Origin of the sequence: Mesobacillus persicus (assembly GCF_900109925.1) — a bacterium.
Classification (GTDB): domain Bacteria; phylum Bacillota; class Bacilli; order Bacillales; family Cytobacillaceae; genus Mesobacillus_B; species Mesobacillus_B persicus.
This window is the reverse complement of record NZ_FOBW01000009.1, coordinates 132043-154565: the sequence shown is the minus strand read 5'-3', so window position 1 is coordinate 154565 and position 22523 is coordinate 132043. Positions and strand designations below refer to the sequence as shown.

21 protein-coding genes are annotated in these 22523 nt (G+C 39.2%); 5 read left to right on the top strand and 16 right to left on the bottom strand.

The window, feature by feature from the left end:
* Window positions 1–79: 79 nt before the first annotated feature.
* The 11 genes from argF to BMX30_RS13820 form a co-directional block, all read right to left on the bottom strand.
* Entirely contained in the window at window positions 80–1033 is a 954-nt protein-coding gene (gene argF / locus BMX30_RS13870) for an ornithine carbamoyltransferase (RefSeq protein WP_090746885.1), read from the bottom strand.
* Entirely contained in the window at window positions 1030–4137 is a 3108-nt protein-coding gene (locus BMX30_RS13865; protein WP_090746699.1) for a carbamoyl-phosphate synthase (glutamine-hydrolyzing) large subunit, read from the bottom strand. The genes argF and BMX30_RS13865 overlap by 4 nt, the downstream gene beginning before the upstream one ends.
* Window positions 4130–5209, bottom strand: coding sequence for a carbamoyl phosphate synthase small subunit (locus BMX30_RS13860; protein WP_090746696.1), 1080 nt, complete (start codon window positions 5207–5209; stop codon window positions 4130–4132). Before BMX30_RS13860 ends, BMX30_RS13865 begins: the two co-directional genes overlap by 8 nt.
* A gap of 76 nt (window positions 5210–5285) precedes the next feature.
* Window positions 5286–6443 (bottom strand): acetylornithine transaminase, encoded by a 1158-nt coding sequence (locus BMX30_RS13855; protein ID WP_090746693.1) that lies wholly within the window; start codon window positions 6441–6443, stop codon window positions 5286–5288.
* The gene (argB, locus tag BMX30_RS13850) at window positions 6440–7213 is read right to left on the bottom strand and encodes an acetylglutamate kinase (RefSeq protein ID WP_090746690.1); all 774 of its coding nucleotides are present in this window, start codon (window positions 7211–7213) and stop codon (window positions 6440–6442) included. The genes BMX30_RS13855 and argB overlap by 4 nt, the downstream gene beginning before the upstream one ends.
* Before the next feature lie 10 nt (window positions 7214–7223).
* The gene (gene argJ, locus BMX30_RS13845; RefSeq protein WP_090746687.1) at window positions 7224–8459 is read right to left on the bottom strand and encodes a bifunctional ornithine acetyltransferase/N-acetylglutamate synthase; all 1236 of its coding nucleotides are present in this window, start codon (window positions 8457–8459) and stop codon (window positions 7224–7226) included.
* A 10-nt stretch (window positions 8460–8469) separates the two neighbouring features.
* The gene (gene argC / locus BMX30_RS13840; protein WP_090746683.1) at window positions 8470–9504 is read right to left on the bottom strand and encodes an N-acetyl-gamma-glutamyl-phosphate reductase; all 1035 of its coding nucleotides are present in this window, start codon (window positions 9502–9504) and stop codon (window positions 8470–8472) included.
* A 339-nt stretch (window positions 9505–9843) separates the two neighbouring features.
* The gene (locus BMX30_RS13835) at window positions 9844–10560 is read right to left on the bottom strand and encodes a YwiC-like family protein (RefSeq protein ID WP_090746680.1); all 717 of its coding nucleotides are present in this window, start codon (window positions 10558–10560) and stop codon (window positions 9844–9846) included.
* A 445-nt stretch (window positions 10561–11005) separates the two neighbouring features.
* Entirely contained in the window at window positions 11006–11428 is a 423-nt protein-coding gene (locus BMX30_RS13830; RefSeq protein ID WP_090746677.1) for a respiratory nitrate reductase subunit gamma, read from the bottom strand.
* Window positions 11429–11556: 128 nt separating this feature from the next.
* On the bottom strand, window positions 11557–12087 hold the full coding sequence (gene mobB / locus BMX30_RS13825; protein ID WP_170843889.1) for a molybdopterin-guanine dinucleotide biosynthesis protein B: 531 nt from the start codon (window positions 12085–12087) through the stop codon (window positions 11557–11559).
* Window positions 12081–13346, bottom strand: a complete 1266-nt coding sequence (locus BMX30_RS13820; protein WP_090746670.1) for a molybdopterin molybdotransferase MoeA — start codon at window positions 13344–13346, stop codon at window positions 12081–12083. Before BMX30_RS13820 ends, mobB begins: the two co-directional genes overlap by 7 nt.
* Before the next feature lie 230 nt (window positions 13347–13576).
* Here BMX30_RS13820 and ric point away from each other — a divergent pair, with 230 nt between their 5' ends.
* Window positions 13577–14287: an iron-sulfur cluster repair di-iron protein gene (ric, locus tag BMX30_RS13815; protein ID WP_090746668.1), complete on the top strand. Its 711-nt coding sequence runs from the start codon at window positions 13577–13579 to the stop codon at window positions 14285–14287.
* Between the two features lie 123 nt (window positions 14288–14410).
* On the opposite strand, the gene moaA is transcribed toward ric, so the two are convergent.
* Entirely contained in the window at window positions 14411–15424 is a 1014-nt protein-coding gene (gene moaA, locus BMX30_RS13810; RefSeq protein WP_170843888.1) for a GTP 3',8-cyclase MoaA, read from the bottom strand.
* A gap of 347 nt (window positions 15425–15771) precedes the next feature.
* Here moaA and BMX30_RS13805 point away from each other — a divergent pair, with 347 nt between their 5' ends.
* The gene (locus BMX30_RS13805; protein WP_090746661.1) at window positions 15772–16470 is read left to right on the top strand and encodes a Crp/Fnr family transcriptional regulator; all 699 of its coding nucleotides are present in this window, start codon (window positions 15772–15774) and stop codon (window positions 16468–16470) included.
* A gap of 218 nt (window positions 16471–16688) precedes the next feature.
* Here BMX30_RS13805 and BMX30_RS13800 read toward each other — a convergent pair whose 3' ends face one another.
* From BMX30_RS13800 to BMX30_RS13790, 3 genes are all read right to left on the bottom strand, one after another.
* Entirely contained in the window at window positions 16689–17816 is a 1128-nt protein-coding gene (locus BMX30_RS13800) for a TIGR04053 family radical SAM/SPASM domain-containing protein (RefSeq protein WP_170843887.1), read from the bottom strand.
* Window positions 17817–17990: 174 nt separating this feature from the next.
* A complete protein-coding gene (locus BMX30_RS13795; protein ID WP_090746655.1) occupies window positions 17991–19286 on the bottom strand; it encodes an MFS transporter in 1296 nt (431 codons plus the stop codon).
* Window positions 19287–19658: 372 nt separating this feature from the next.
* Complete coding sequence (locus BMX30_RS13790; RefSeq protein ID WP_090746652.1) at window positions 19659–19970, bottom strand: metal-sulfur cluster assembly factor; 312 nt, start codon at window positions 19968–19970, stop codon at window positions 19659–19661.
* Window positions 19971–20305: 335 nt separating this feature from the next.
* On the opposite strand from BMX30_RS13790, the gene BMX30_RS13785 reads away from it, so the two are divergent.
* The 3 genes from BMX30_RS13785 (at window position 20306) to BMX30_RS13780 (ending at window position 21597) form a co-directional block, all read left to right on the top strand.
* Window positions 20306–21124 carry a Cof-type HAD-IIB family hydrolase gene (locus BMX30_RS13785; protein ID WP_090746649.1) on the top strand — a complete coding sequence of 273 codons (819 nt, stop codon included), beginning with the start codon at window positions 20306–20308 and terminating at the stop codon, window positions 21122–21124.
* A 131-nt stretch (window positions 21125–21255) separates the two neighbouring features.
* Window positions 21256–21408 carry a hypothetical protein gene (locus tag BMX30_RS23570; protein WP_170843886.1) on the top strand — a complete coding sequence of 51 codons (153 nt, stop codon included), beginning with the start codon at window positions 21256–21258 and terminating at the stop codon, window positions 21406–21408.
* Window positions 21409–21597 carry a DUF3813 domain-containing protein gene (locus BMX30_RS13780; RefSeq protein WP_090746646.1) on the top strand — a complete coding sequence of 63 codons (189 nt, stop codon included), beginning with the start codon at window positions 21409–21411 and terminating at the stop codon, window positions 21595–21597.
* A gap of 142 nt (window positions 21598–21739) precedes the next feature.
* Here the strand turns inward: BMX30_RS13780 and BMX30_RS13775 are convergent, their stop codons facing one another.
* Entirely contained in the window at window positions 21740–22498 is a 759-nt protein-coding gene (locus tag BMX30_RS13775; protein ID WP_090746643.1) for a BsuPI-related putative proteinase inhibitor, read from the bottom strand.
* Between the last annotated feature and the right edge of the window lie 25 nt (window positions 22499–22523).

Here is a 22523-nt window from a genome sequence, read left to right as displayed (position 1 = left end):
ACGTGAATCGCTTAAACAATTCACGTAAATAATAAATATTAGGTCTTTCCTGATTCATCGCACGTACATTAGTTTTTTTCTACTTTAGGAGTTCAACTAATAATGCCTTTTGTGCATGAAGTCGATTACCAGCTTGCTGGAATACGACTGAGTTTGGTCCATCAATAACTCCCGATGATACTTCTTCCTCTCGGTGGGCTGGTAGACAGTGCATGAAAAGATAATCCGCCTTCGCATGGCTAACAAGAGCTTCATTTATTTGATATCCGTTAAAGTCTTTCAAACGTTGCTCATTTTCCTCCTCTTGGCCCATACTAGTCCAGACATCAGCGTATACTGCATCTGCATCCTTTACTGCTTGAACTGGATCTTCTGTTATCAAAATTTCACAACCGGTTTGGTCGGCAATTTGCTCGCATTTTTTAATTATTTTCTCATCAGGAAAATAGTTCTTAGGAGCAGCAATTGCAAAATTGATTCCTAATTTAGCACAAATAACCATTAAGGAGTTGGCCACATTATTTCCATCGCCAACATAAGCCATTTTCAGCCCTTTAACTTTACCCTTTTTCTCCTTTAAAGTTAAAATATCTGCTAAGGCTTGGCAAGGATGGGCTAAATCAGTTAGGCCATTTACTACAGGGACATCAGAATGCCTTGAAAGTTCCTCAATTCTGTCATGGGAATGGGTTCGAATCATAATCGCATTGACATATTGAGAGAGTACTTGAGCGGTATCAGCAATTGTCTCTCCTCGGCCCAATTGGGAATCTTGAGTATTCATAAAAATTGCGTGACCGCCAAGTTGAAGCATGCCCGCCTCAAACGACATCCGTGTCCTTGTTGAGTTTTTTTCAAAAATCATCGCAAGGATTTTCCCTGACAATGGTTTATACTCTGTTCCTTTTGATTTTAATTCTACTGCTTTATCAATTAACAGCTCAATCTCCTCATTGGAAAATTCGGAGATGGTCAGAAAATGCTTTCCCTTTAAGGAAACCTTACTTATCGTTGATTGCTGAGACTCACTCATTTCATTGCCACGCCCTTTTCTATATGTTTTAACCATTCTCCCATGGGCTTAACACTCCACTCTTTTGCTGTACTCGCTTGAAAGTATGCTTTTAAGGTTTCTTCTTGTGAGAAAACGAGTCTACGTTGTCGGATGGCCCACTGACGAAGGAAAACATCTACATCGCTATTGCCCAGGCAAAGAACTCCAACAATACCTTCAACCTTATCTAAGTCGCCCGCATATCGTTCAAGTTTTATTCCACTTTCTGCGGCTTCTACAAGAATTTCAGGATCACAACTGGTATAAAGAATTCGGTTCCCCTTCATCTTCCCGGAAAGGGAAATAAAGTATTTATTTAATGATTCTTCGATTGTTGCTCCAATACTTATCCCCTCACCGGTAGACATCATTTGAGGACCAGTTTTAAGATCGAGACCCCTCAAAGCAAAGTTAGAAAAGACCGGATATTTTACACATACATATGGACTTGGTCCATTAGAAAATACGGGCAATTCATTTTTCGACAAATCATATTTCCCGAGCAATATTTTTGTCGCTTTATTGACTAATGGCACACCTGTTACCTTGCTCACAATCGGCATCGTTCGACTTGAACGTGGATTTACTTCAAGGATGTAAACTTTTTCACCGGAAATAATATATTGGATATTCATCAAACCTACATACCCAGTCTCATTTACAATCCTAGATGCATAATCAATAATTTTCTCTTCGACCGTACTCGACAGTCCCTGAGCAGGAATCATCGATAAGCTATCTCCAGAATGTACCCCAGTTCTTTCAATATGTTCCATGATGGCTGGGACAATCATATGCTTTCCATTAGCAGCAAGATCGATTTCCGCCTCTCTGGCTGGCAAAAACTGGTCGATTAATACTGGGTATTGAATGATATTAGCCTCTAAATGAGCATGCATTTCCATTTTATTCTCAATGACGATCATATCCTGACCACCAATGACGTACGACGGACGGATTAACACTGGATAACCAATCGTCTGAACTGCGTCGATTAACTCCTGTTGATTCTCCGCTGTCATTCCCCTTACCCTTGGGATGCTTAGTTTATCAAGGAGTCTGTAAAATTTATCTCGGTCCTCAAATAAGTCAATCAGTTCAGAGCTTGTGCCAAGCAACTTAATCCCATGCTCTTCTAATCCTTTTGCTAAATTAAGTGCTGTTTGACCACCTAGTTGCACAATCACCTCTTGAATCCCCTCGACTTCAATAACATCCAAAATCTCTTCTAAGCAAAGCGGTTCAAAATAAAGACGATCTGAAAGAGCAAAATCGGTACTAACCGTTTCAGGGTTATTATTAATCATAATTGTCTCGATATTTTCCTCTTTTAATGCAAGTACACCATGGACAGAACAGTAGTCAAACTCAACCCCTTGACCGATTCGAATAGGCCCACTACCCACGATTAACACTTTTCGTTTATCTGTCTTAGGCGACTCATTTTCACCAAAATAACAGGAGTAAAAATAATTTGAAGTGGAAGCAAACTCAGCCGCACATGTATCCACCATTTTATAGCTTGGCTTGATTCCTAACTCATTTCTAAGGCTTCTTATTTCTTTTTCTGACATATTCCATGACTTAGCAAGATAATCATCACTGAAACCTTTTTCCTTATAGTGTCCTAGTTGTTTTTTAGTGACACTACTAGCGTTCACTGCAGCGATATCTGCCTCAATCTGGACAATCGATTCTAGTCTTGTTAGGAAAAACAGGTCTATTCGGGTAGTATCATGTATCATTTGTTTGCTTACTCCACGTCGTAGTAGCTCCATCACGATAAATAATCGCTCATCCGACTGCTGAGAAAGCATTGAGTTTAACTCTTCTATTGTTTTCTTTTCAAACAGCTTCTGAGATAAATCAGATATTTTCATATCTAAAGAACGTACGGTTTTCATTAAGGCTCGTTCAAAATTCCGATCAATCCCCATTGCCTCACCGGTTGCCTTCATTTGCGTCCCGAGGCGCCTTTCGATATTTGGGAATTTATCAAATGGCCATTTAGGGATCTTCACCACAACATAATCTAGTGCAGGCTCATAGCTTGCAAACGTATTTCCTGTTACTGGATTTTTTATTTCCGATAACAAATGACCCACCGCAAGTTTAGCTGCCATTCTTGCAATTGGGTAACCAGTCGCTTTTGATGCCAAGGCTGAGGATCGGCTAACCCGGGGATTCACTTCAATTAAATAGTAATTTTTACTCTCAGGGTCAAGGGCAAACTGGATATTACACCCACCAACGATTCCTAGAGCTGAGATAATTTTGACTGCTGAAGTCCGTAACATTTGGTATTCACGATCTGTCAACGTTTGTGAAGGGGCAACAACGATTGAATCTCCTGTATGGATTCCCACAGGATCGAAGTTTTCCATATTGCAAATCGCAATGCAAGTTCCATTAGCATCTCGCATCATTTCATATTCGACTTCCTTGAATCCGGCAATACTTTTCTCGATTAAACATTGATGAATTGGACTTTCGTTCAGACCGCCACTTACTAAACTAAGTAACTCTTCCTCAGTTGGAGCAATCCCTCCACCTGTACCACCGAGGGTGTATGCCGGCCTAACGATGACAGGGTATCCTGTTGTTTTTGCGAAATTTAAGGCCTCATCCACACTATGAACCACTTCACTCTCAGGCACAGGTTCGTTTAGCTCATACATTAGATTTCTAAAGGCATCACGATCTTCCCCTTGTTTAATTGATTCAATGGAAGTTCCTAATACCTTAAGTCCGTATTTTTCGATGATTCCATGTTCACTTAACTGAAAGGCCATATTTAATCCAGCTTGACCTCCTAATGTTGCAAGGAGCCCATCAGGTTTCTCTTTTTCAATGATTTTTACTACGCTTTCTACTGTCATCGGTTCAAAATATATCGCATCAGCAAATTCAGGATCCGTCATGACTGTTGCTGGATTATTATTAAGCAGGATGACTCGATATCCTTCTTCTTTTAAGGCAATACACGCCTGGGTTCCTGCGTAATCAAATTCAGCCGCCTGGCCAATGATTATCGGGCCCGAGCCAATAACTAAGATGGATTTAATACTATTGTCTTTAGGCATAATTCACTACTCTCCGCTTCGTTGTTTCAACAAGATTAATAAATTCGGCAAAAATAAATTCACTATCTGCTGGTCCTGGATGTGCCTCTGGATGAAATTGGACGGTTACAAGTGGCAAAGTTTGATGAGACAGACCTTCCACAGAGTTATCATTAGAATTAATAAAACGTGCTGACAGGCCCGCTTTCGTCAGGGTTTGTTCATCAACTACATAGCTGTGGTTCTGTGACGACATGAATACTTTTCCTGAAACATGATCGCATACAGGTTGGTTTGCCCCACGATGACCAAACAACATCTTTTTTGTATCCGCACCTAAAGCGAGTGCTGCAAGTTGATGTCCAAGACAAATACCTAGCGTTGGAAACTGTTCGATTACCTTCTTAATTTGTGGAAGGTTTCTCTTCAAGTCTTTTGGATCACCCGGTCCATTTGATAAGAGGATGCCATCGGGACAAAGGGATTGAATATAATCAAAGGTGCTATCATAAGGGACAACTGTCACCTTGCAATCTCTTTCTAGTAAACTATCTAGAATGGATTTTTTGTAACCAAAATCAAAAAGGACAATATGAGTCTTTCCTTCCCCATAAACAACTGTTTTTGGAGTTGATACCTGAGGGACTTTTAAGTCAGACTGAAGAGTAAATCCACCCTCAAAGTTTTCATGTGTGGATAGCACCGCTGGCATCGATCCATGTTCACGAATTTTCTTAACCACCGAACGGGTATCGACATGAGACAGCACTGGAATATCCCACTTTTGTAAATATTGACTCATACTCATCTCCGCTTCATAGTGGAAACAATTTCTCTCAGATTCATATACTATGACAGCTGCCGGTTGGGGCTTTTTGCTTTCTGCATCTTCTTTATTAATCCCGTAATTGCCAATAAGCGGATACGTAAAAACAATGATTTGCCCTTTATAGGATGGATCCGTTAAGACTTCCTGGTATCCAGTCATTCCAGTAAAAAACACAATCTCTCCTGCAATCTCACAATCAGGTGCTTTCCCCACCCATGAGCCTTCATAGGATACCCCTTCACTTAGATGTAAATAACCGTCCATAATTCACCTCTTATTTAATTGAATAATTATATGTTTTGGTAAATAATTATTCATTTATATTCTAAAAAATACTCGGCTATACAGTTGCCGAAGTTATATGACTCAATGTTTTTTCGAGTAAATCAACCGCCTGATCAACCTCTGCTTTAGTAATGTTGAGAGGAGGCAGTAATCGGATAACATTTTCACCGGCTGGCAAAGCAATTAATCCTTTTGACCTAAGTGTTGAAAGTACCTCTGCGATATTTGCAGATATTTCAATGCCGAGCATGAGACCCAGCCCTCTTACTTCCTTGACTCCATCTAATTCCCCAAGTTTTGTGGTGATTTGTTCAAATAGGTATTCTCCCATTGATGCTGATTCATTTAAAAAAGCTCCCTCAAAGATCAGCTCCATTGTTGCAATAGCTGCGGAAACTGCCATTGGATTTCCACCAAATGTTGAACCGTGACTACCTGGCCCGAACGCATCCTGTAAGTTTCCCTTCCCTATCACTGCACCAATCGGGAATCCACTCCCCAGACCCTTAGCTACTGTGATAATATCTGGTTTCAAATTAAAATGTTGAAACGCAAACGGTTTTCCTGTACGTCCAACTCCTGTTTGAATTTCATCAATAATGACCAATGCACCTGTTTCTTTACAGGCTTTTTGTATATTTGCTAGGAAGTCAACATCAGCTGCATGAATCCCGCCTTCTCCTTGAATAACCTCAAGTATAACTGCTGCAGTATCTTTCCCTATCTCCTGTAAAAGCGATTCTGTATCGTTAAATGGAAGGTGAGTAAATGTTTCAAGCATTGGTCCAAAGCCTTGCTTAATTTTATCCTGACCTGTTGCTGCCATCGAGCCAAACGTTCGACCATGGAAGGAATTTGTAAACGAAATAACCTTAGAACGTCCAGTCGCTTTTCTGGCAAGCTTTATGGCAGCCTCATTCGCCTCGGCCCCACTATTTGCAAAAAACACCAAATCTAATCCGGATGCCTCTACAAGTAATTTAGCTGCTTTTTCTTGAATTGATTGAGGAAATAAATTAGATACATGCCAAAACTTTTTCAGTTGCTCTACGACCGCTTGCTCAACCTCTGGGTGGCAATGACCAAGATTGCATACACCGATTCCAGAAGTGAAATCTAGATAAACTTTTCCATCGACTCCAGTAATATAGGAGCCTTTAGCATGAGCCGGCTCAACCTCCCAGCGTTTATATGTCGGAAATAAATAGCTCATTTTAAAATCCTCTCTTTATCACTGATTGCTGTACCTGCCCATTCACCGTTTTGGTAAAACGCATTTTTACCAGAAACAATCATCACCTGTTCAATCCCTTTATTCAGAACGGAAATGGCTGATTCAACCTTTGGAATCATACCGCCATAAATGTGCCCAGCCTCAATATAGTTCTGAATTTCAGTTACTGATGTTTCTTTCACTAGCTCTCCATCAACTAAAATCCCGTCGACATTTGTTACAAATAAACAACGGTCCGCATTCAATGCCTTTGCCACAGCGGCCGCAGCATAATCTGCATTAATATTCAACCTAAAACCATCCTTTGCAGATGCAATAGGAGTTATGACAGGCACGAGATTTTCATCTATCATCTTTTGTATGAGGAAACTGTTCACCATTGTTACTCGACCAACAAGTCCGAGCTGATCTTTATTAATATAATCAGCAAGCAAACATTTTCCGTCACTTCCATTTATGCCAATTGCATTCAGTCCGTTTTTTTCGAGTAAGCCTACAAGCTGGCGATTCGTTTTACCGGATAGGACCATCTCGACAACTTCCATTGTTTCTTCACTGGTAATACGTAATCCGTTATGAAACTTTGATTCAATTTTATATAAATCAAGCATGGCATTTATCGCTGGCCCACCACCATGAACAATCACTGGCTTATACCCATCGTCAATCAGGGAGTGGAGAGCCTCGAAAAAGGCTGGCGATAACTCGTCAAGAACGCTTCCTCCGCATTTTATGACAATTGTTTTCATTTCGCACCCCCTATGTCCGGTAACTTGCATTGATTTTCACGTAATCGTAGCTTAAATCACAACCCCAAGCCATCCCTGAACCTGACCCAACATTAAGGTTTACTGATATTTCAATTTTGTCTCGTTCTAAGTAGGCCTTCGCCTCTTCTTCAGAGTAGATTAGTGGGTTACTAGCCTTTAGCATTTCTATCGATCCGAGCTTAACATCTACTAAGTCCGGGTTTACATATGCGTTTGCCTGGCCTACTGCCCCAATGATTCGACCCCAGTTTGCATCGGCACCATAAATGGCTGTTTTCACAAGATTAGACCCGACAATCTGCTTAGCAACGGCTCTAGCCTCTTCATTTGAAGCAGCACCAATAACAGATACCTCTACTAATTTTGTTGCTCCTTCTCCGTCCTTAGCGATTTGTTTTGCCAGACTCTCACAAGATTCCTTAAGAAGTTGAACAAAAACAGACCACTCTGGGTGTTCAGGGGACAATGGTTCATTACCTGCTTCCCCATTCGCCAAAACAAGAACCATATCATTCGTAGATGTATCTCCATCAACGGTAATTTGATTGAAAGTTATATCTGTCACTTCTTTAAGAGCAGTATTCAAATGCTGTGGTGGTACGTTCGCATCAGTAGTTATAAACCCGAGCATTGTCGCCATATTCGGATGAATCATCCCCGAGCCTTTCGCCGTTCCCCCAACACGAACGGTTTTCCCATTAATTTCAGCAGCAAAGCAACTGCTTTTCATAACAGTATCCGTTGTAAGGATTGCAGTTTGAAAGTCTTCGGCATTCCCCTTCATTTTTCCGGGTACTAGAGACTGAATTCCCGTTTCAATTTTATCCATCGGAAGAAACTCACCAATTACCCCTGTTGAAGCAACAGCAATATAATGCTCTGCAACATTGAACGCCTGAGAGGTCAGTGATCTCATTTTATAAGCATCATCAAGACCCCGTTGCCCCGTACAAGCATTAGCACAAGCACTATTAACGATTACTGCTTGAATCTTTCCTTCTTTCGTGATGCTATCCTTTGTCACCTTTATAGGTGCTGCCTGGAAATGACTGGTCGTATAAACTGCTGCACAGCTAGCAGGTGAATCGCTTAAGATGACGCCAATATCTAGCTTGCTGTACCTTAGCCCCGCATGAATCCCCCCAGCTTTAAAGCCTTTTGGGGTTAAAATTCCACCAGAATCTATCTTTCTAACAATCTCCTTTTCCGTTAATGCCTGTTTCATCGCGTCCTCCTTAAGGATAGATCGGGATAAAGTTTAGTCCTGCTTTTTCATCTATCCCATTCATTAAATTGGCATTCTGCACCGCTTGCCCTGCAGCACCTTTCATTAAGTTATCAATCACAGAAACTATCGTTAGCCTCCCCGTCCGTTTATCTACTTGAAGGCCTATGTCACAGTAATTCGAACCTGCCACCTCTTTTATAGACGGGAATCTCCCTTCTTTTCTCACCCTTACAAAGGGATGGTTTACATATGTTTCCTGATAAAGTTCAATAATCTGAGATGTATCAAGGTCTTCCTTCAATTCAACGTACATTGTCGCCATGATTCCTCTTGTAATCGGAAGAAGATGAGTACTGAACGTAATAGGTGAAATCGAATCATCCCAGAATCTAAGTTGCTGTTCAATTTCAGGTATATGTTGATGTTGATTTACTTTGTATATTCTAAAATTATCATTCATTTCCGCAAACGCATTAGCCTTAGAAAGTGTTTTTCCTGCTCCTGAAACACCTGACTTCGCATCGATAATAATCCCTGTTGATTCTGATAGGTTCCCCTTAACAACCGGGGCGAGCCCGAGCAATACTGCGGTCGGATAACAACCTGGATTGGCAATAATGTTTGCCTTCTTTATTTCTTCACGATTCCATTCACTAAGACCGTATACTGCGCTTGTTAAGATTTCAGTATTTACAGGATCATGTTTATACCAGTATTGGTACTCTTCTTGATTTTTTATTCTTAGATCACCGGACAGATCGACAACCTGAATATCCTTATCATAAAATGCCTCAGCCAACTTGCCTGAAACACCAGAAGGCGTTGCAAGAAAGACAACATCAGCCTCCTCTGCAATAACCTTTGGATCTACTTTCTTTAAGGAATCCTCAAAAATATCTTCTAGGTGAGGAAATTCCTCTGTAATTGGCATTTCATCCCTTGTTGAATGGATGGAGTGAATTTGGAAGATAGGATGATTATGTAATATCCTAATCAACTCGCCCCCACCATATCCTGTGGTACCGATTACTGCAACCTTCACTCTAATCCTCCTTCCAATGACCACTGCATAAATAATCATTAATCTTTATAAATATAAGTTTAAGTTCTTTTTATTATAAGAACTCCTACTTAGAAACGCAACCGATTTTGAAAAATTCAGCAATTTTTTTCTAAAATAGTCATTCTCTAAGTAGCTTCATCAAATCTTTTTATAATAACTAGCTTCAAAGAGTGAGAAAAAAGAGCCTAAATGAAAGGCTGTGTTTCTAAGCAGTTTAGGCTGGGTCTCTCAGACTCCTCAATCCATTAAATCAATAGCTTTTAAAAGAATATTCACCCTTAACACAAAAAAATACGACCCAGAAGGGCCGTATGAGGATTATATAATAGCAACTAAAATAATAATGAAAAACAATCCAGCATTTACGATTTCATATATGCCTAACTTCATCATTCCAAGTGGGTTCCCATAGAATATAATTGCACGAACTAAGCTAGGAATAAACGCGATTGCCAAGATCCATTCTCCATAAAAGAACCATAAAACAGGTAGTAGAGCATGATAACCCCATGATAAATATTTAAATCTAAGATTATTCTTTTCACGAACCATTGTTTTCACATAGAAGGTACTACCGATGAAGAAAAGAGTTACTGCAACAAACACCAACCATGCTTCTACATTTAGTGAAGCTGTTGGAAGAAAGCTACTTGCAAGTCCCGCAATGCTAAAACAAAGGATAGCACTTATATCATTCATAAGGGCACGTTCATCCTTTTTGCTTGAATAATAAGCGTTAACAGCAAAGAAAGGAAGCATGGCTAGACCAAAAAAGACGATAGTTGGAGTAGTAAACAGCGGAACCATTAAGAAAGCTAGGGCTGGTAGAAGGTAGATCAACGTCCATTTCCGATAAAAAGCAACTTTTTTCTTTTTAAATAAGAAAAGCATTGGGTATGTGGCTAAATATAATAAAATCCATCCAATAAAAAACGGAATGTGCTGCCAAATAAACTCTGTAGCTGCAGCACCAAGCCAAAATGGGATAATAAGCATCGCCCAAGCTCCATGCTGCTTCGGTAAGAACAACTTCACTTTTCATCACTCCCTACTGATTCTATTCTTACTATAATGGAGATACATATATTATTTAAGTGAAACTTATCACATTCTTAGGCTTTTCACTTGATGTGACACGAAATCGTCAAAAAGGACCAATTAGGCTGGTTCTATAAGATTATTATTTTTAATATTTTGGGCCTTCCGGGTATTTGATGTTGGTTAAAACTAGGAGGTAATCAGATCTGAACCCTCACCACAAGGATAATGAAGATGAATTCGAGGTGGAAACTGGCCTGAAACCATCTTCATTAGACCTGTCTGCAGGGTATCCCCCTATACAGGAGGTCAATGCTGTCCCAATACCCCCCCCTTAGAATAATCACCATTATCATTTACCAGAGTAAATATTTATTCAAATACAAAATAAAAAGACTGTAGGCTAACTCGATTCCATCGAGTTGCTTACAGTCTAAAGACATTAAAGGTGTCTTTTAACTAAGGGTAATTTTGTGTAAAGATTTCTTATATATAAATGCGGCTTCAGAACATAGTTGATTTTATTCGAGAAAGCAAGGGCGAGTAGGAACAAAAATACAATAACTAAATGGATTTGTGAAAGTATGGATATGTTCTTTATCAATCCCATATCCGGCTGTAATTGAATTAAACTTAAAAACCATAGAGCGACTTGGGAAAACTCTTTATAGATATGGATGATGACTAGTCCTGTTACCGTGCATAAAATTAGCAACCACTTTAAAGATCCTGTCAAGAATCGTTCTGAAACTGAGCTAGCACTTACGCCACTTGGGATATCCAACTGCCATATGAGCCCCATACCGACAATAGCGACAACTGTATAAGGAAACACAATCCACAACAAAATTTGATACATTTCCATCTTTTTCACCTCTACAACCTATTAAAACAGGTTTATCTAGGTATCATTTTACCTAGTTAATCGCAGGGGCACAGTGAGAAAAGTCGCTAGTTTGTCTAATTATTGAATTTTAATTTACTCTTTTATGTCTAGCTTGATGATTTAGTTGCTAGGACATAGTCTTCGATCCAATTATATAATTCCACTCTACTACTAACAACGGGATACGCTAATTGCTCAGGTAGTTTATAAGCTAGATCTTCAAGAAAACAATACACCACTTTAATATTGTCTAATTCATCAAGAAGGTGAAAGTCAGATTCGTCTCGTAGAAGTACTGCCTTTGGATACCCTTCATGCTTGTGCCCCTCGATTAGAACGATGTCTGGTGAAAGAGCCAACAATAAATGTATTTGCTCTTTTAAAGTCCATTCAGACTGTTCGGCATGCAGTAGAACTCTACCTTCACCTTCTATCAATGATGCGAGGGCTCCTCCTTCGACGTGGCGAGCTGAATCCTTCCCTTCAGCAATATCAGGCTTACCTCCATGTCCATGATGTTTAATCGTTACTACCTTTTGTCCCTTTAATGAGAGCCTTTGAATGACTTCGTACATTGCCGTCGTTTTGCCACTGTTTTGGTAACCAACTATTTGCAAAATAACTGGAAGATCTACCATGGCCATTCACTACCTGATTGGTCCTCAAGCATAAGAACCTCCACATTGTCTCCACACTCAAAGCCTCTCGTTCCCCCAGGGAGAATCATAAGAGAATTAGCACCAGCGAGACTCATAATGATATTCGACTTATCTAGACCACTCGGTGTTACCACTAACTTGCCGTCTTCTATTGATAATGCACTTCTAACAAACCTTGTGAATGGATTTGCTTTAGGAAAATCCGCATTCAAAACGGCCTTTTCTTTTCGAAGATGTGGCCATTCAGCACAGAGCATTATCCTAATGATTGGTCGAGCAAATAATTCAAATCCTACATAACAGGCTGAAGGATTACCAGAAAGGCCAAATAGCAGTTTCCCATCAAGCTGAGCTACTGTAGTGACACTACCAGGACGCATCGCAACTTTATTAAACAGCACTTCAGCCCCAAGCTTTTCGTATATTTGAGGGAGATAGTCAAAGTCTCCAACGGATACACCACCAGTTGTTATAAAGATATCCACCTCACCAATGGCATTTGAGACTGCTTCAAAACATGTATCAAAATCATCTGGCAATTGACCGAAATAACGTACTTCAGCCCCAGCTCTCTGAATTTGAGCCGAAATCATATAGGAATTGCTATTTCGAATCTTACCAGGGACAAGTGGTTCATTGACTTCAAGCAACTCTGTACCTGTTGCATAAAGACCTACCACTGGCTTTTTCGCCACAGGTACTTTGTCATAGCCAAAAGTAGCTAGCATAGCCTGTATCCCAGGATTGATAAAAGTTCCCTTGTTTACAAGAACCTCACCTTCTTTAGCATCTTCCCCACGATAAGAAACATTTTCGCCTTGCTTATGTATTTTTTTTACACTCATGTAATTGATGCCATCGATTGCTGACTCTTTTGCCAGTTCAAACATGACCACAGAATCTGCCCCTACCGGCATCTGTGCTCCAGTCATAATTCGAACAGCCTGAAACGGACCTAACTCCTTATCTGAGACCATGCCGGCACCAATATGATCGACCACTTCGAAAGTAACCGGGGTCGTTTGGGTTGCTTCGCTAGTATCTTTCGAACGAATAGCATATCCATCGTATGGTGCCCGGTCGAAGTGCGGAACATCGCTCGTGGCCTTTAAATCCTCAGATAGAAATCTCCCATAACTTTCATTAATAGAAACCCATTCAGTTGTCCCACTTTTTTTGTGCATCATTACTCTATTAACTGCTTCCCCAATATGAATGGGTAATCTTTTCTCTAACATATATTCAGCTCCTAATGTCTAGGCATTAATTTGAAGTACTCTCATTTCTTCATTATAAGGTTAAATGAAAACCTCTTACATGACAAATATCACAAAACACAAAACGTTACCATTTTCTACTACCTACTTTTTTTATAGACGTGTGATGCAAATCACCTATTATTTAATCCATTTCCTTTATGATAAATATGTAAACAACATTTATATATCTTTTAAGGAGGAATTATTTTATGCAACTTCCATTTAATGAAAATACACTAGTAAGAGACATTGTGAATGTATTCCCTAAATCAAGCGATATCTTTAAAAAGAACCGAATCGACTTCTGCTGTGGCGGGAATATTCCATTAGAACAAGCTGCTGCTGAAAAGTCTGTAAATGTAGAAGGCTTAATAACAGAGCTTGGTGAACTATTTGCTAAAAATGCTAACTCTGCTGAGGACATGGAATTTTGGACTCAAACTGAGTCAGCAGTTCTCGTTAAACACATTCAAGATCAATATCACCGTACGCTCGAGGAGGAGCTTAAGTTATTGAGCCCATATGTAACAAAGGTAGCAAGAGTACATGGCGGTAACCACCCTGAGCTAGTTAAAATGCATGACCTCTTCTATGAGCTTAAGAAAGAGTTACTTGAACACACTGCAAAGGAAGATGCTACCGTTTTCCCAGGACTTCTAACATTAGATGATCCGAACTTAGCCAACCGTGAAGAAGTACTTGATGAAATTCGTGAACTTGAAAAGGAACATGACCATGCTGGGTCAATCATTAAGGAACTACGTGACGTAACAGGTGACTTTGTTCCACCAATGGATGCATGCGGAACATATAGACTGGTATACAAGCGTCTTGAAATGCTAGAAGAACACACTTTTATGCATATCCATTTGGAAAATAACATCCTTTTCCCTCGTTATTTCGAAGGGGCAACAGCTTAACTTTACCTTTCACATTTAAAATCCGGAAATTTTCCGGATTTTTTTATTCTGATAAAATAAAAAGTCCCAAAAAAAGGTCAACCCTCACACGGTTAAGTGTTAAGGGGTTGACCTTTTTGCTTATTAACCACCAATATAGGACATTTCAATTTTTTTACGATTAGCAATCGTCTCGGCTGTTCTTTCGTCAGAATAACGGTCTGTACGGTCATTCCATATCCCTACAACACGTTTTCTAATTTCCTCATCACTTGCTCCCGCTCGCATAAAATCACGAATGTCATGGCCATTTCCATTGAATAGACATGTAAAAATTTGGCCATTTGCTGATAACCTCGACCTTGTGCAACTTGAACAAAAAGATTCAGAAACAGAAGAAATAAACCCAACATGAACATTCGTACCTTTATAACGATATCTCTTTGCTACCTCACCGAAGTAAGCTGCACCTGTATGTTCAAGTTCGTAATTCTCTTTTAACAGTTCATATATTTCTTTTTTGGTTATCACATCGTCCATCTTCCAGCCGTTCGTGCTTCCAACGTCCATGTATTCAATAAATCGGAGCTCTAAGCCTTCATTCTTACAGAACTCCGCCATTGGAAGAATCTCATTTTCATTTAATCCTTTTTTGACAACCATATTAATCTTTACACCGAGTCCAGCCTCTTGCGCTGCCTTAATACCTGTTAATACAGGCCGTGTTTTGACTCCACGACCATTTATTTCTCCAAACAAATCATCGTTTAAAGTGTCTAAGCTTATATTTACTCGGTTTAAACCAGCCATCTTTAATGGCTCTGCTAGTTTTGGTAGCATGACACCATTCGTCGTTAGTGCTATATCGGACAACCCATCAATTGCCGAAAGTTTCTCAACTAATATGGGAAGGTCTTTACGCATTAGCGGCTCTCCACCAGTCAGCCTAATTTTCTCTACTCCAAGCCCAATGAAAATTCTCGCAACGCGTTCAATTTCCTCATAAGACAAGAGTTCGCTTTTGGGTAGGAAAGCAAAGTCGGGACCGAATATATCTGCTGGCATACAGTACGTACAACGAAAATTACACCGATCAATAACAGAAATACGTAAATCACGAAGTGGTCTATTTATTTGGTCTTTAATTTGTTGTTTCATTATATATCAACTCCATTAATGAAGTTTGCTATCTAACCCTGGGTACGGGAATAACAATCTACGCAATTTAATTTTACTAACCACTGAAGACTATTAAAGTTTCAAGCTGCAATGTCATGATCGTATCATAAAAACTACAATCATAGTGCAAATACGCTAAAATGTCATGATGTTGTCATAAGTTAAAGGGAATCTGTTCCTACCTAATCAATTCTTTACAAAACTGTGAACAACGTCACTGAAAAACGTGACAATATTTTAACAAGTGCCCTACAACACGGATTTTACACTATATCGATGTTATTATTAGTCACAAGAACGATAAATGGACTAAAAGGGTGATGATTATGCCTCAAGTGAACAAGGTAACACATTCCATTGAAATAAAAGAATTACTTAATTTTGCTGATAGAACAATTTATGCGAAAAAAGGAACTTACCTATTTCAAGAAGGGATGGAAGCAGAAGAGTTATATCTGATTCTTTCCGGTAAAGTCCAAATTAGCAAAGTAACCAAGGATGGTCGTGAACTAGCACTCCGTATCTGTGGCCAAAATGATATTTGTGGTGAACTAACCTTGTTTACCGAGTCACCGAGGTACCTACTAAGCGCTTTACTCCTTGAAGATGCCGAAATAGTTGCAATCAAGAAGGAAATTATTGAAAAAGAAATATTTCAAAACCCGTCGCTCGCCTTTGAATTCATGAAGTGGATGAGCGATCACTTCCGTAAGACCCAGACAAAATTCCGAGACCTTGTCTTGAATGGAAAAAAGGGAGCTCTGTTCTCTACTCTAATCCGAATGACAAACAGTTATGGAGTAAAGCAATCAGACGGAATTTTAATTGACTTACCTTTAACAAATCAAGAGCTCGCAAATTTTTGTGGAACATCACGCGAAAGTACGAACCGCATTCTTAACGACCTTAAAAGAGAAGAAGTTATCTCGACTAAAAAAGGCAAAATTATTATACATGATTTAGACTTTCTAAAAACAGAAATCGGATGTGAAAATTGCCCAGCTGTTTTTTGTAGTATTGAATAAATTAGAGCCATAAGACGGGCTCTTTTTTTTTTGGAGAAAAAAGAAGAGAACAAGCTGATTTGCCGTTCTCGCTAATTTTAATTAGTTTTTAGTGCTGAGATTAGTGCGATTAAAACCAGTTTCTAGCTCTTTCCTCATAAAACTAAAGGCTACTTTTTAAATGTAATCATAGTTATAAGTTCCTTTTAGGCTACGTAGTATGAGAGAAGAGCCTTTAATTACGCCTGTTGCTCTTTTTTCTTTCTCATTGATTTAGGAATATATACGCAGTATGGCTCACTTTCAAGATAATCCCCAGTCATAGCATACGCTCTTGAGCGAGATCCACCACAAACATACCTGAACTCACACTGACCGCATTTTCCTTTATACTCATCTGGATTCCTTAATGATTTGAAAATAGGGGACTCTCTGTAAATTTCAGCAAGGGGCTGCTCACGAACATTCCCAGCCTTTACAGGAAGCAAGCCACTTGGGTACACATCGCCAACATGCGAGATGAAAACAAATCCATTGCCATCATTAACTCCTTTAGGGGCACGTCCTAAGCCATCAATTGAGCCTGTTAATCCTTGTTGTGTTAGGGCATCTAGGTACTGGATGTCTTCTTGCTGTTCCTTCGCTTCACGCATCTTATTCTGAATGACAACACGGCGATAATGCTGACCGGCTGTTGTCTTTATATCAAACTTTACACGTTTACTTAGTTCATGCAACCAAATGAAAACCTTCTCGTGTTCAGCAGGTGAAATCATATCCTTTTGCTGACCTCTGCCTGTTGGGACAAGGAAAAACACACTCCATAATACACAATCTAGGTCTTCAATTAACTTTGCCATTTCGTCTAAGTAGTCATAGTTATAGCGAGAAATGACCGTGTTAATTTGGATTGGAATCTCAAGCTCATGTAAATACTTGATTCTTTCCATTGTTAGTTCAAATGATCCTGCTGTTCCGCGGAAATGATCATGAATCTCAGCTGTTGGACCATCTAAGCTAAAGGCCCATCTAGATAGACCTACGTCCTTTGCTTTCTCAATCGCTTCCTTCGTTACATTTGGCGTAGCACTTGGTGTCATTGATACGCGAACGCCTTTTTCGACTGCGTACGCAGCAATATCAAACACATCTTCCCTCATAAGTGGGTCCCCGCCAGTAAAAACTAGCATTGGGTTATTCATTTCATATATTTGATCAATTAAATTTTTTCCTTCTTCAAAACTTAATTCTCTAGGATCTCTTCTATATTGAGCCTCTGCACGGCAATGTAAACACGCAAGCTGGCAGGCCCTTGTTAATTCCCAAATCACAATGAAAGGGTCTTTATCGAAGTCTCTTGAAAACATGATTAATGGCCTCCTAAATTCAATTTCTATATTAAGTATAAGTAACTTCTCACAGGGAATAAGTGAGATTCCTCACAGAACAAACAAGCCCTTTGACAGATTTGTGAAGTGACTTCACATACTCATGAAAAAGGCCAGGAACTCGTTATTTCGTTCCCGGCTTGATCCATTTTACTATTTAATCTTAACCTCAGCATTTTTGCGCTGATAATAGAACCAGTTTAGCAGTATGGAGAAAATATATATTGCAACGAAAATGTACAAGGCATTAATTGGTGTTCCGTAATTCTCCGTAGACCAACCGAATAACTTCGGAATTAAGAAAGATCCATAGGCAGCGAATGCCGCTGTTATTCCAAGTACCGGTGCAGATTCTTTCGCAGAGAAAATGTTTGGAATCATCTGGAATGTGGATCCAGAACCCATACCTGCTGCGATAAACAATACAAGGAAGGCTGTAAGGAATCCAGCAAAATTAGCCGCGTTTGTGAAATAGATAACAACTAATGCACCAAGGGACATTACTGATAAGGTAATCGCTGTGACAAGCACGCCACCAAACTTATCAGATAGCCAGCCGCCTATTGGACGCGCTGCTGCTGCAAGAAATGCCCCAACCCATGCCAAACTAATATACTCTGGAAAAAGGTTTTTCAAAACTAAAGGAAAAGCTGCAGAGTATCCAATAAATGATCCAAAGGTCGCAACATATAAAATCGTCATAATCCATGTGTGTTTTCTTTTTAAAACAACAAATTGTTCAGCCGCAGATTGTTTCGCATTAGGTAAATTATCCATCCCGAAATATGCAGCAACTGTCAAAATTACAATTGGAATAACCCAAACAAAAGCAGCGTTCTGTAACCATACTTGTGTTCCATCTGCTAAAACCTGGCCTTCAGTATTTCCACCAATAAAAGCAAATGTGCTAGTAGCAATAACTAACGGTGTTACAAACTGAACAACAGACACACCCATGTTCCCTAAACCACCGTTAATTCCTAATGCTGTACCTTTTGCAGCTTTCGGGAAAAACATAGAAATATTAGAAGTCGATGATGAGAAGTTCCCTCCACCTAGACCACATAATGCTGCAAGAAGCGCCATTACCCAGAATGGTGTTTCAGGATTCTGGACAGCAAACCCAATTCCTAGAGCCGGCAATATCAGAATACCAGTAGCAAAAACCGTCCAATTTCGACCACCGAAGATTCCATTTCCAAATGTATAAACAAAACGAAGTGTAGCCCCAACCAAACCAGGAAGTGCAGCAAGTGTAAATAATTGCTCTTGTGAAAATGCAAAACCAATGTCATTAAGTCTAATCGAAACGACAGACCAAATCTGCCAAATGATAAAAGCCATCATTAAAGATGGGACGGATATCCAAAGATTTCTCTGGGCATGTTGTTTGCCCTCAGATTCCCAAAAAGCCTTGTCCTCTGGATTCCAAGTATTAATTCTAGCCATTTTAATTCCCCCTGTAAGGTATACGTTTATTAAAGAAGTTGTTGATGGGATTATATTAGCATAAGCCACGTATATATAGGTTTAACGCAGTAAACAGTACACAAATCTGTAACAAGTGTTGACAAAAATTATTCACAATTATCTTCTGTTATATTTCCAAAAATATTAAAAAAAGCACAACTGCCTTGATCAACCCGAGCATAAACTGCGGGGCTAGAACCTGTATACAGAGAGAAAACACAATGACCCGAGGGGCTAGGCGCTGGAGCGTGATGCAAAGAACGAACAAAATTATCCACACCCTTAATTTTTATAATTTCCTCAACAATAAAAAAACGCCTGAACTATGTTCAGACGTACTTTTTACTCCTATTAATCCCTTACACCGAGGGCTATCTTTGCATAACGTGACATCATATCTTTTGACCATGGTGGATTGAAAACAATGTTTACTTCTGTTTCTTTTACTTCTGGAAGATCAGACATTGCATGCTTTACTGAATCAACAATCGTTCCTGCTAACGGACATCCCATTGAAGTTAATGTCATCGTCACTGTTAGTAGACCTTCATCATTCAATTCCACATCGTAGACTAACCCTAAATTTACTATATCTACACCAAGCTCAGGGTCAACGACCATTTCTAGTGCACCCATGATGCTATCTTTTAATTCTTGGTCCAAAACGTCCACTCCTTTTTTATCATTATCTCGTATTCATCTTAACAGTTTTTTCACACTTTTACAGCCATTTAAACTTTACTAGCTTTATTTATCTTATTACCTGGTTGCTAAGAGCATACAAGCACTTTCTCATTATCTTTACCGAAATGGTTTCTATTGATTATATTAGATAAAAGATTCAAGCTGTGAGAATGATTTTTCTCCAAACAATAGGTAAAATGGTTACAATAGTGTGTAAGTAAAAAATGTCCATCTTGATGGACATTTGCTTCGGACTTACAATTCTCGTTCGCTTCTATACAAAATATTTAAAAATGTAACTAAAAGGAGTATTTATGACTGAAAAACACTTAATTGCCCTAGACTTGGATGGAACTCTTTTAACGGATGATAAAAAGATATCCAATCGAAATAAGCTAATTCTTAATAAAGCTCGTGAGGAAGGTCATATTGTCATGATTGCAACAGGCAGACCTTTCCGTTCTAGCGAAATGTATTATCATGAACTGGGGCTTAACACGCCAATTGTTAATTTTAATGGAGCATTTATCCACCACCCGTTAGACCATAGCTGGGGGATTCACCACAATCCTCTCTCAATCAATGTTGCAAAGGAAATTGTAGGCGCGCTAGAATCGTTTGAATTCCATAATATAATCGCAGAAGTCATTGATGATGTTTACTTTCATTACCATGATGAAAAGTTAATTGACATCTTTGGTCTTGGAGAACCGACTATTACGACTGGGGATTTACGTAAGTTTTTAAAAAAGGCACCAACTAGCATGTTAATTCATACTGAAGAAGAGCAATTAAGTAAAATTCGCAATCATCTTTCTGAGGTTCATGCTGAAGTAATTGACCACCGAAGCTGGGCAGCTCCTTTTCATGTAATTGAAATCGTCAAATCTGGTTTGAACAAGGCAGTTGGATTGAAAAAGGCTGCAGATTATTTTAATATTCCTTCTGAACGAATCATTGCCTTTGGTGATGAGGATAATGATTTAGATATGCTTGAATATGCTGGTCATGGAATTGCAATGGGAAATGGCATTGAAGTCGTTAAGAATATTGCCAATGAAGTGACTTTATCTAACGAAGAAGACGGTGTTGGTGTATACCTTAACGACTTCTTGAACTTAAAAACACTTTAATAACAAACAAGCATATATAGGTAATTAAAATTTGTACTTTTCTATGGGTAACTGGCACATACTAAAAGAGAAACAGGGCTATTTCCTGCTCTGTCTCGTATCTTGCTCAGATATTGAATGGAGGGGTAATAATGGGAAGATCAAGTAAATCCAAACGATTTGTCAAGCAAGGAGTAGATGTTGTCTCTAAGCATGACGAGAGAATCCCGTACCACACCACTTATGCTGAAGCTGAGGCAAGAAAGATGTCAAATGAACATGATACTCCAGTAGGAGGGATTTAGATGGGAAATCGTCTATTTCGTGAGGCGAAAAAAGCTGTAGCAATGGCCAATAACGCAGGATCTAACAATCAGGATGCGATTGAACGAGCCGAAAACTCACTATCTTCTGCATTTGCCAATTCGACACTTGCCGAGAAGCAACAGCTACACCAATATCAAGATGAGCTAGATAATTTAAAAGGAAATTAACGATAGAAAGCTGACACAATTGTGTCAGCTTTCTATCTTTTTCAATGCTTGTTTTAAAATAGGGGAATATAAATTGCTCCATAAATTGCGCTTCGAACACTAATAATGTTTAAAAACAACAAAGTATGCGGAAATAGCCTTTTCAATAAAATATTTCCAATATACTAGGATAATTATGAATGATATTCCCCTCTTGATCTCGTTCATAAAGATTTAGAATTAAAGATCCATTTTGTGGCAGCTCATTAACAGGAACTGATACTTGGAGAACAAAGGATTTGCACTCAGAAGGTCCATTCTGCAACCTTAGTTTCGTTTCTCCTATTTGCTGGTTATGCCCGTCTTCTACAGTATAGAATGTATTTTCATTAGTTGTACAAGCCTTGCCTTCGACTTGGTAGGAACCCTTTTCTCCCCTTACTTGAACATTCTTAAAGACTGGATGATCCGGAGGAATTTGAATCCTCTTTTTATCGGTTATGGCACCAGCTTCATGAGTATTAATTCTTTTGGCCTTTAATTCAGCATAAACCTCATATTCTCCCTCGGGTAGCCCGTGGGATTCTAACGTTTCCTCCCAACGAATTGCTTTTCCAAGGTCAAGCTGAACATGTTTCAACACCTGTGCATAACTCTTTTCTTCAGAGAGATGAAAGACTTCTTTTCCATCCTTATCCTTAAGAACAATATCGTAAATCTGCGAAGTTGGAAATTCAATGTTTAGTAAAGCATCGCTCTCATTCCTAAGTACAATTTCGAAAGTGATCTTCTTAGGAGTTGCGTTGGCATCGATAAAAAAACTCACTTTATCTGCTACCGTGTTTTCCTTTCCATAAATGGGGGCTATTTGGGTACTTATGAATAAAAATATCAGTAAAAAGGTTAGGTAAATTTTGCGCATATTTCACCTCTTCTATCTTTTATCA

What these genes read in the sequence shown, in the direction of transcription:
- argF (WP_090746885.1), bottom strand. Translation starts at nt 1,033, where the DNA reads ATGAGTGAGTCTCAGCAATCAACGATAAGTAAGGTTTCCTTAAAGGGA.
- BMX30_RS13865 (WP_090746699.1), bottom strand. Translation starts at nt 4,137, where the DNA reads ATGCCTAAAGACAATAGTATTAAATCCATCTTAGTTATTGGCTCGGGC.
- BMX30_RS13860 (WP_090746696.1), bottom strand. Translation starts at nt 5,209, where the DNA reads ATGGACGGTTATTTACATCTAAGTGAAGGGGTATCCTATGAAGGCTCA.
- BMX30_RS13855 (WP_090746693.1), bottom strand. Translation starts at nt 6,443, where the DNA reads ATGAGCTATTTATTTCCGACATATAAACGCTGGGAGGTTGAGCCGGCT.
- argB (WP_090746690.1), bottom strand. Translation starts at nt 7,213, where the DNA reads ATGAAAACAATTGTCATAAAATGCGGAGGAAGCGTTCTTGACGAGTTA.
- argJ (WP_090746687.1), bottom strand. Translation starts at nt 8,459, where the DNA reads ATGAAACAGGCATTAACGGAAAAGGAGATTGTTAGAAAGATAGATTCT.
- BMX30_RS13830 (WP_090746677.1), bottom strand. Translation starts at nt 11,428, where the DNA reads ATGGAAATGTATCAAATTTTGTTGTGGATTGTGTTTCCTTATACAGTT.
- mobB (WP_170843889.1), bottom strand. Translation starts at nt 12,087, where the DNA reads ATGGTAGATCTTCCAGTTATTTTGCAAATAGTTGGTTACCAAAACAGT.
- BMX30_RS13820 (WP_090746670.1), bottom strand. Translation starts at nt 13,346, where the DNA reads ATGTTAGAGAAAAGATTACCCATTCATATTGGGGAAGCAGTTAATAGA.
- ric (WP_090746668.1), top strand. Translation starts at nt 13,577, where the DNA reads ATGCAACTTCCATTTAATGAAAATACACTAGTAAGAGACATTGTGAAT.
- moaA (WP_170843888.1), bottom strand. Translation starts at nt 15,424, where the DNA reads ATGAAACAACAAATTAAAGACCAAATAAATAGACCACTTCGTGATTTA.
- BMX30_RS13805 (WP_090746661.1), top strand. Translation starts at nt 15,772, where the DNA reads ATGCCTCAAGTGAACAAGGTAACACATTCCATTGAAATAAAAGAATTA.
- BMX30_RS13800 (WP_170843887.1), bottom strand. Translation starts at nt 17,816, where the DNA reads ATGTTTTCAAGAGACTTCGATAAAGACCCTTTCATTGTGATTTGGGAA.
- BMX30_RS13795 (WP_090746655.1), bottom strand. Translation starts at nt 19,286, where the DNA reads ATGGCTAGAATTAATACTTGGAATCCAGAGGACAAGGCTTTTTGGGAA.
- BMX30_RS13785 (WP_090746649.1), top strand. Translation starts at nt 20,306, where the DNA reads ATGACTGAAAAACACTTAATTGCCCTAGACTTGGATGGAACTCTTTTA.
- BMX30_RS23570 (WP_170843886.1), top strand. Translation starts at nt 21,256, where the DNA reads ATGGGAAGATCAAGTAAATCCAAACGATTTGTCAAGCAAGGAGTAGAT.
- BMX30_RS13780 (WP_090746646.1), top strand. Translation starts at nt 21,409, where the DNA reads ATGGGAAATCGTCTATTTCGTGAGGCGAAAAAAGCTGTAGCAATGGCC.
- BMX30_RS13775 (WP_090746643.1), bottom strand. Translation starts at nt 22,498, where the DNA reads ATGCGCAAAATTTACCTAACCTTTTTACTGATATTTTTATTCATAAGT.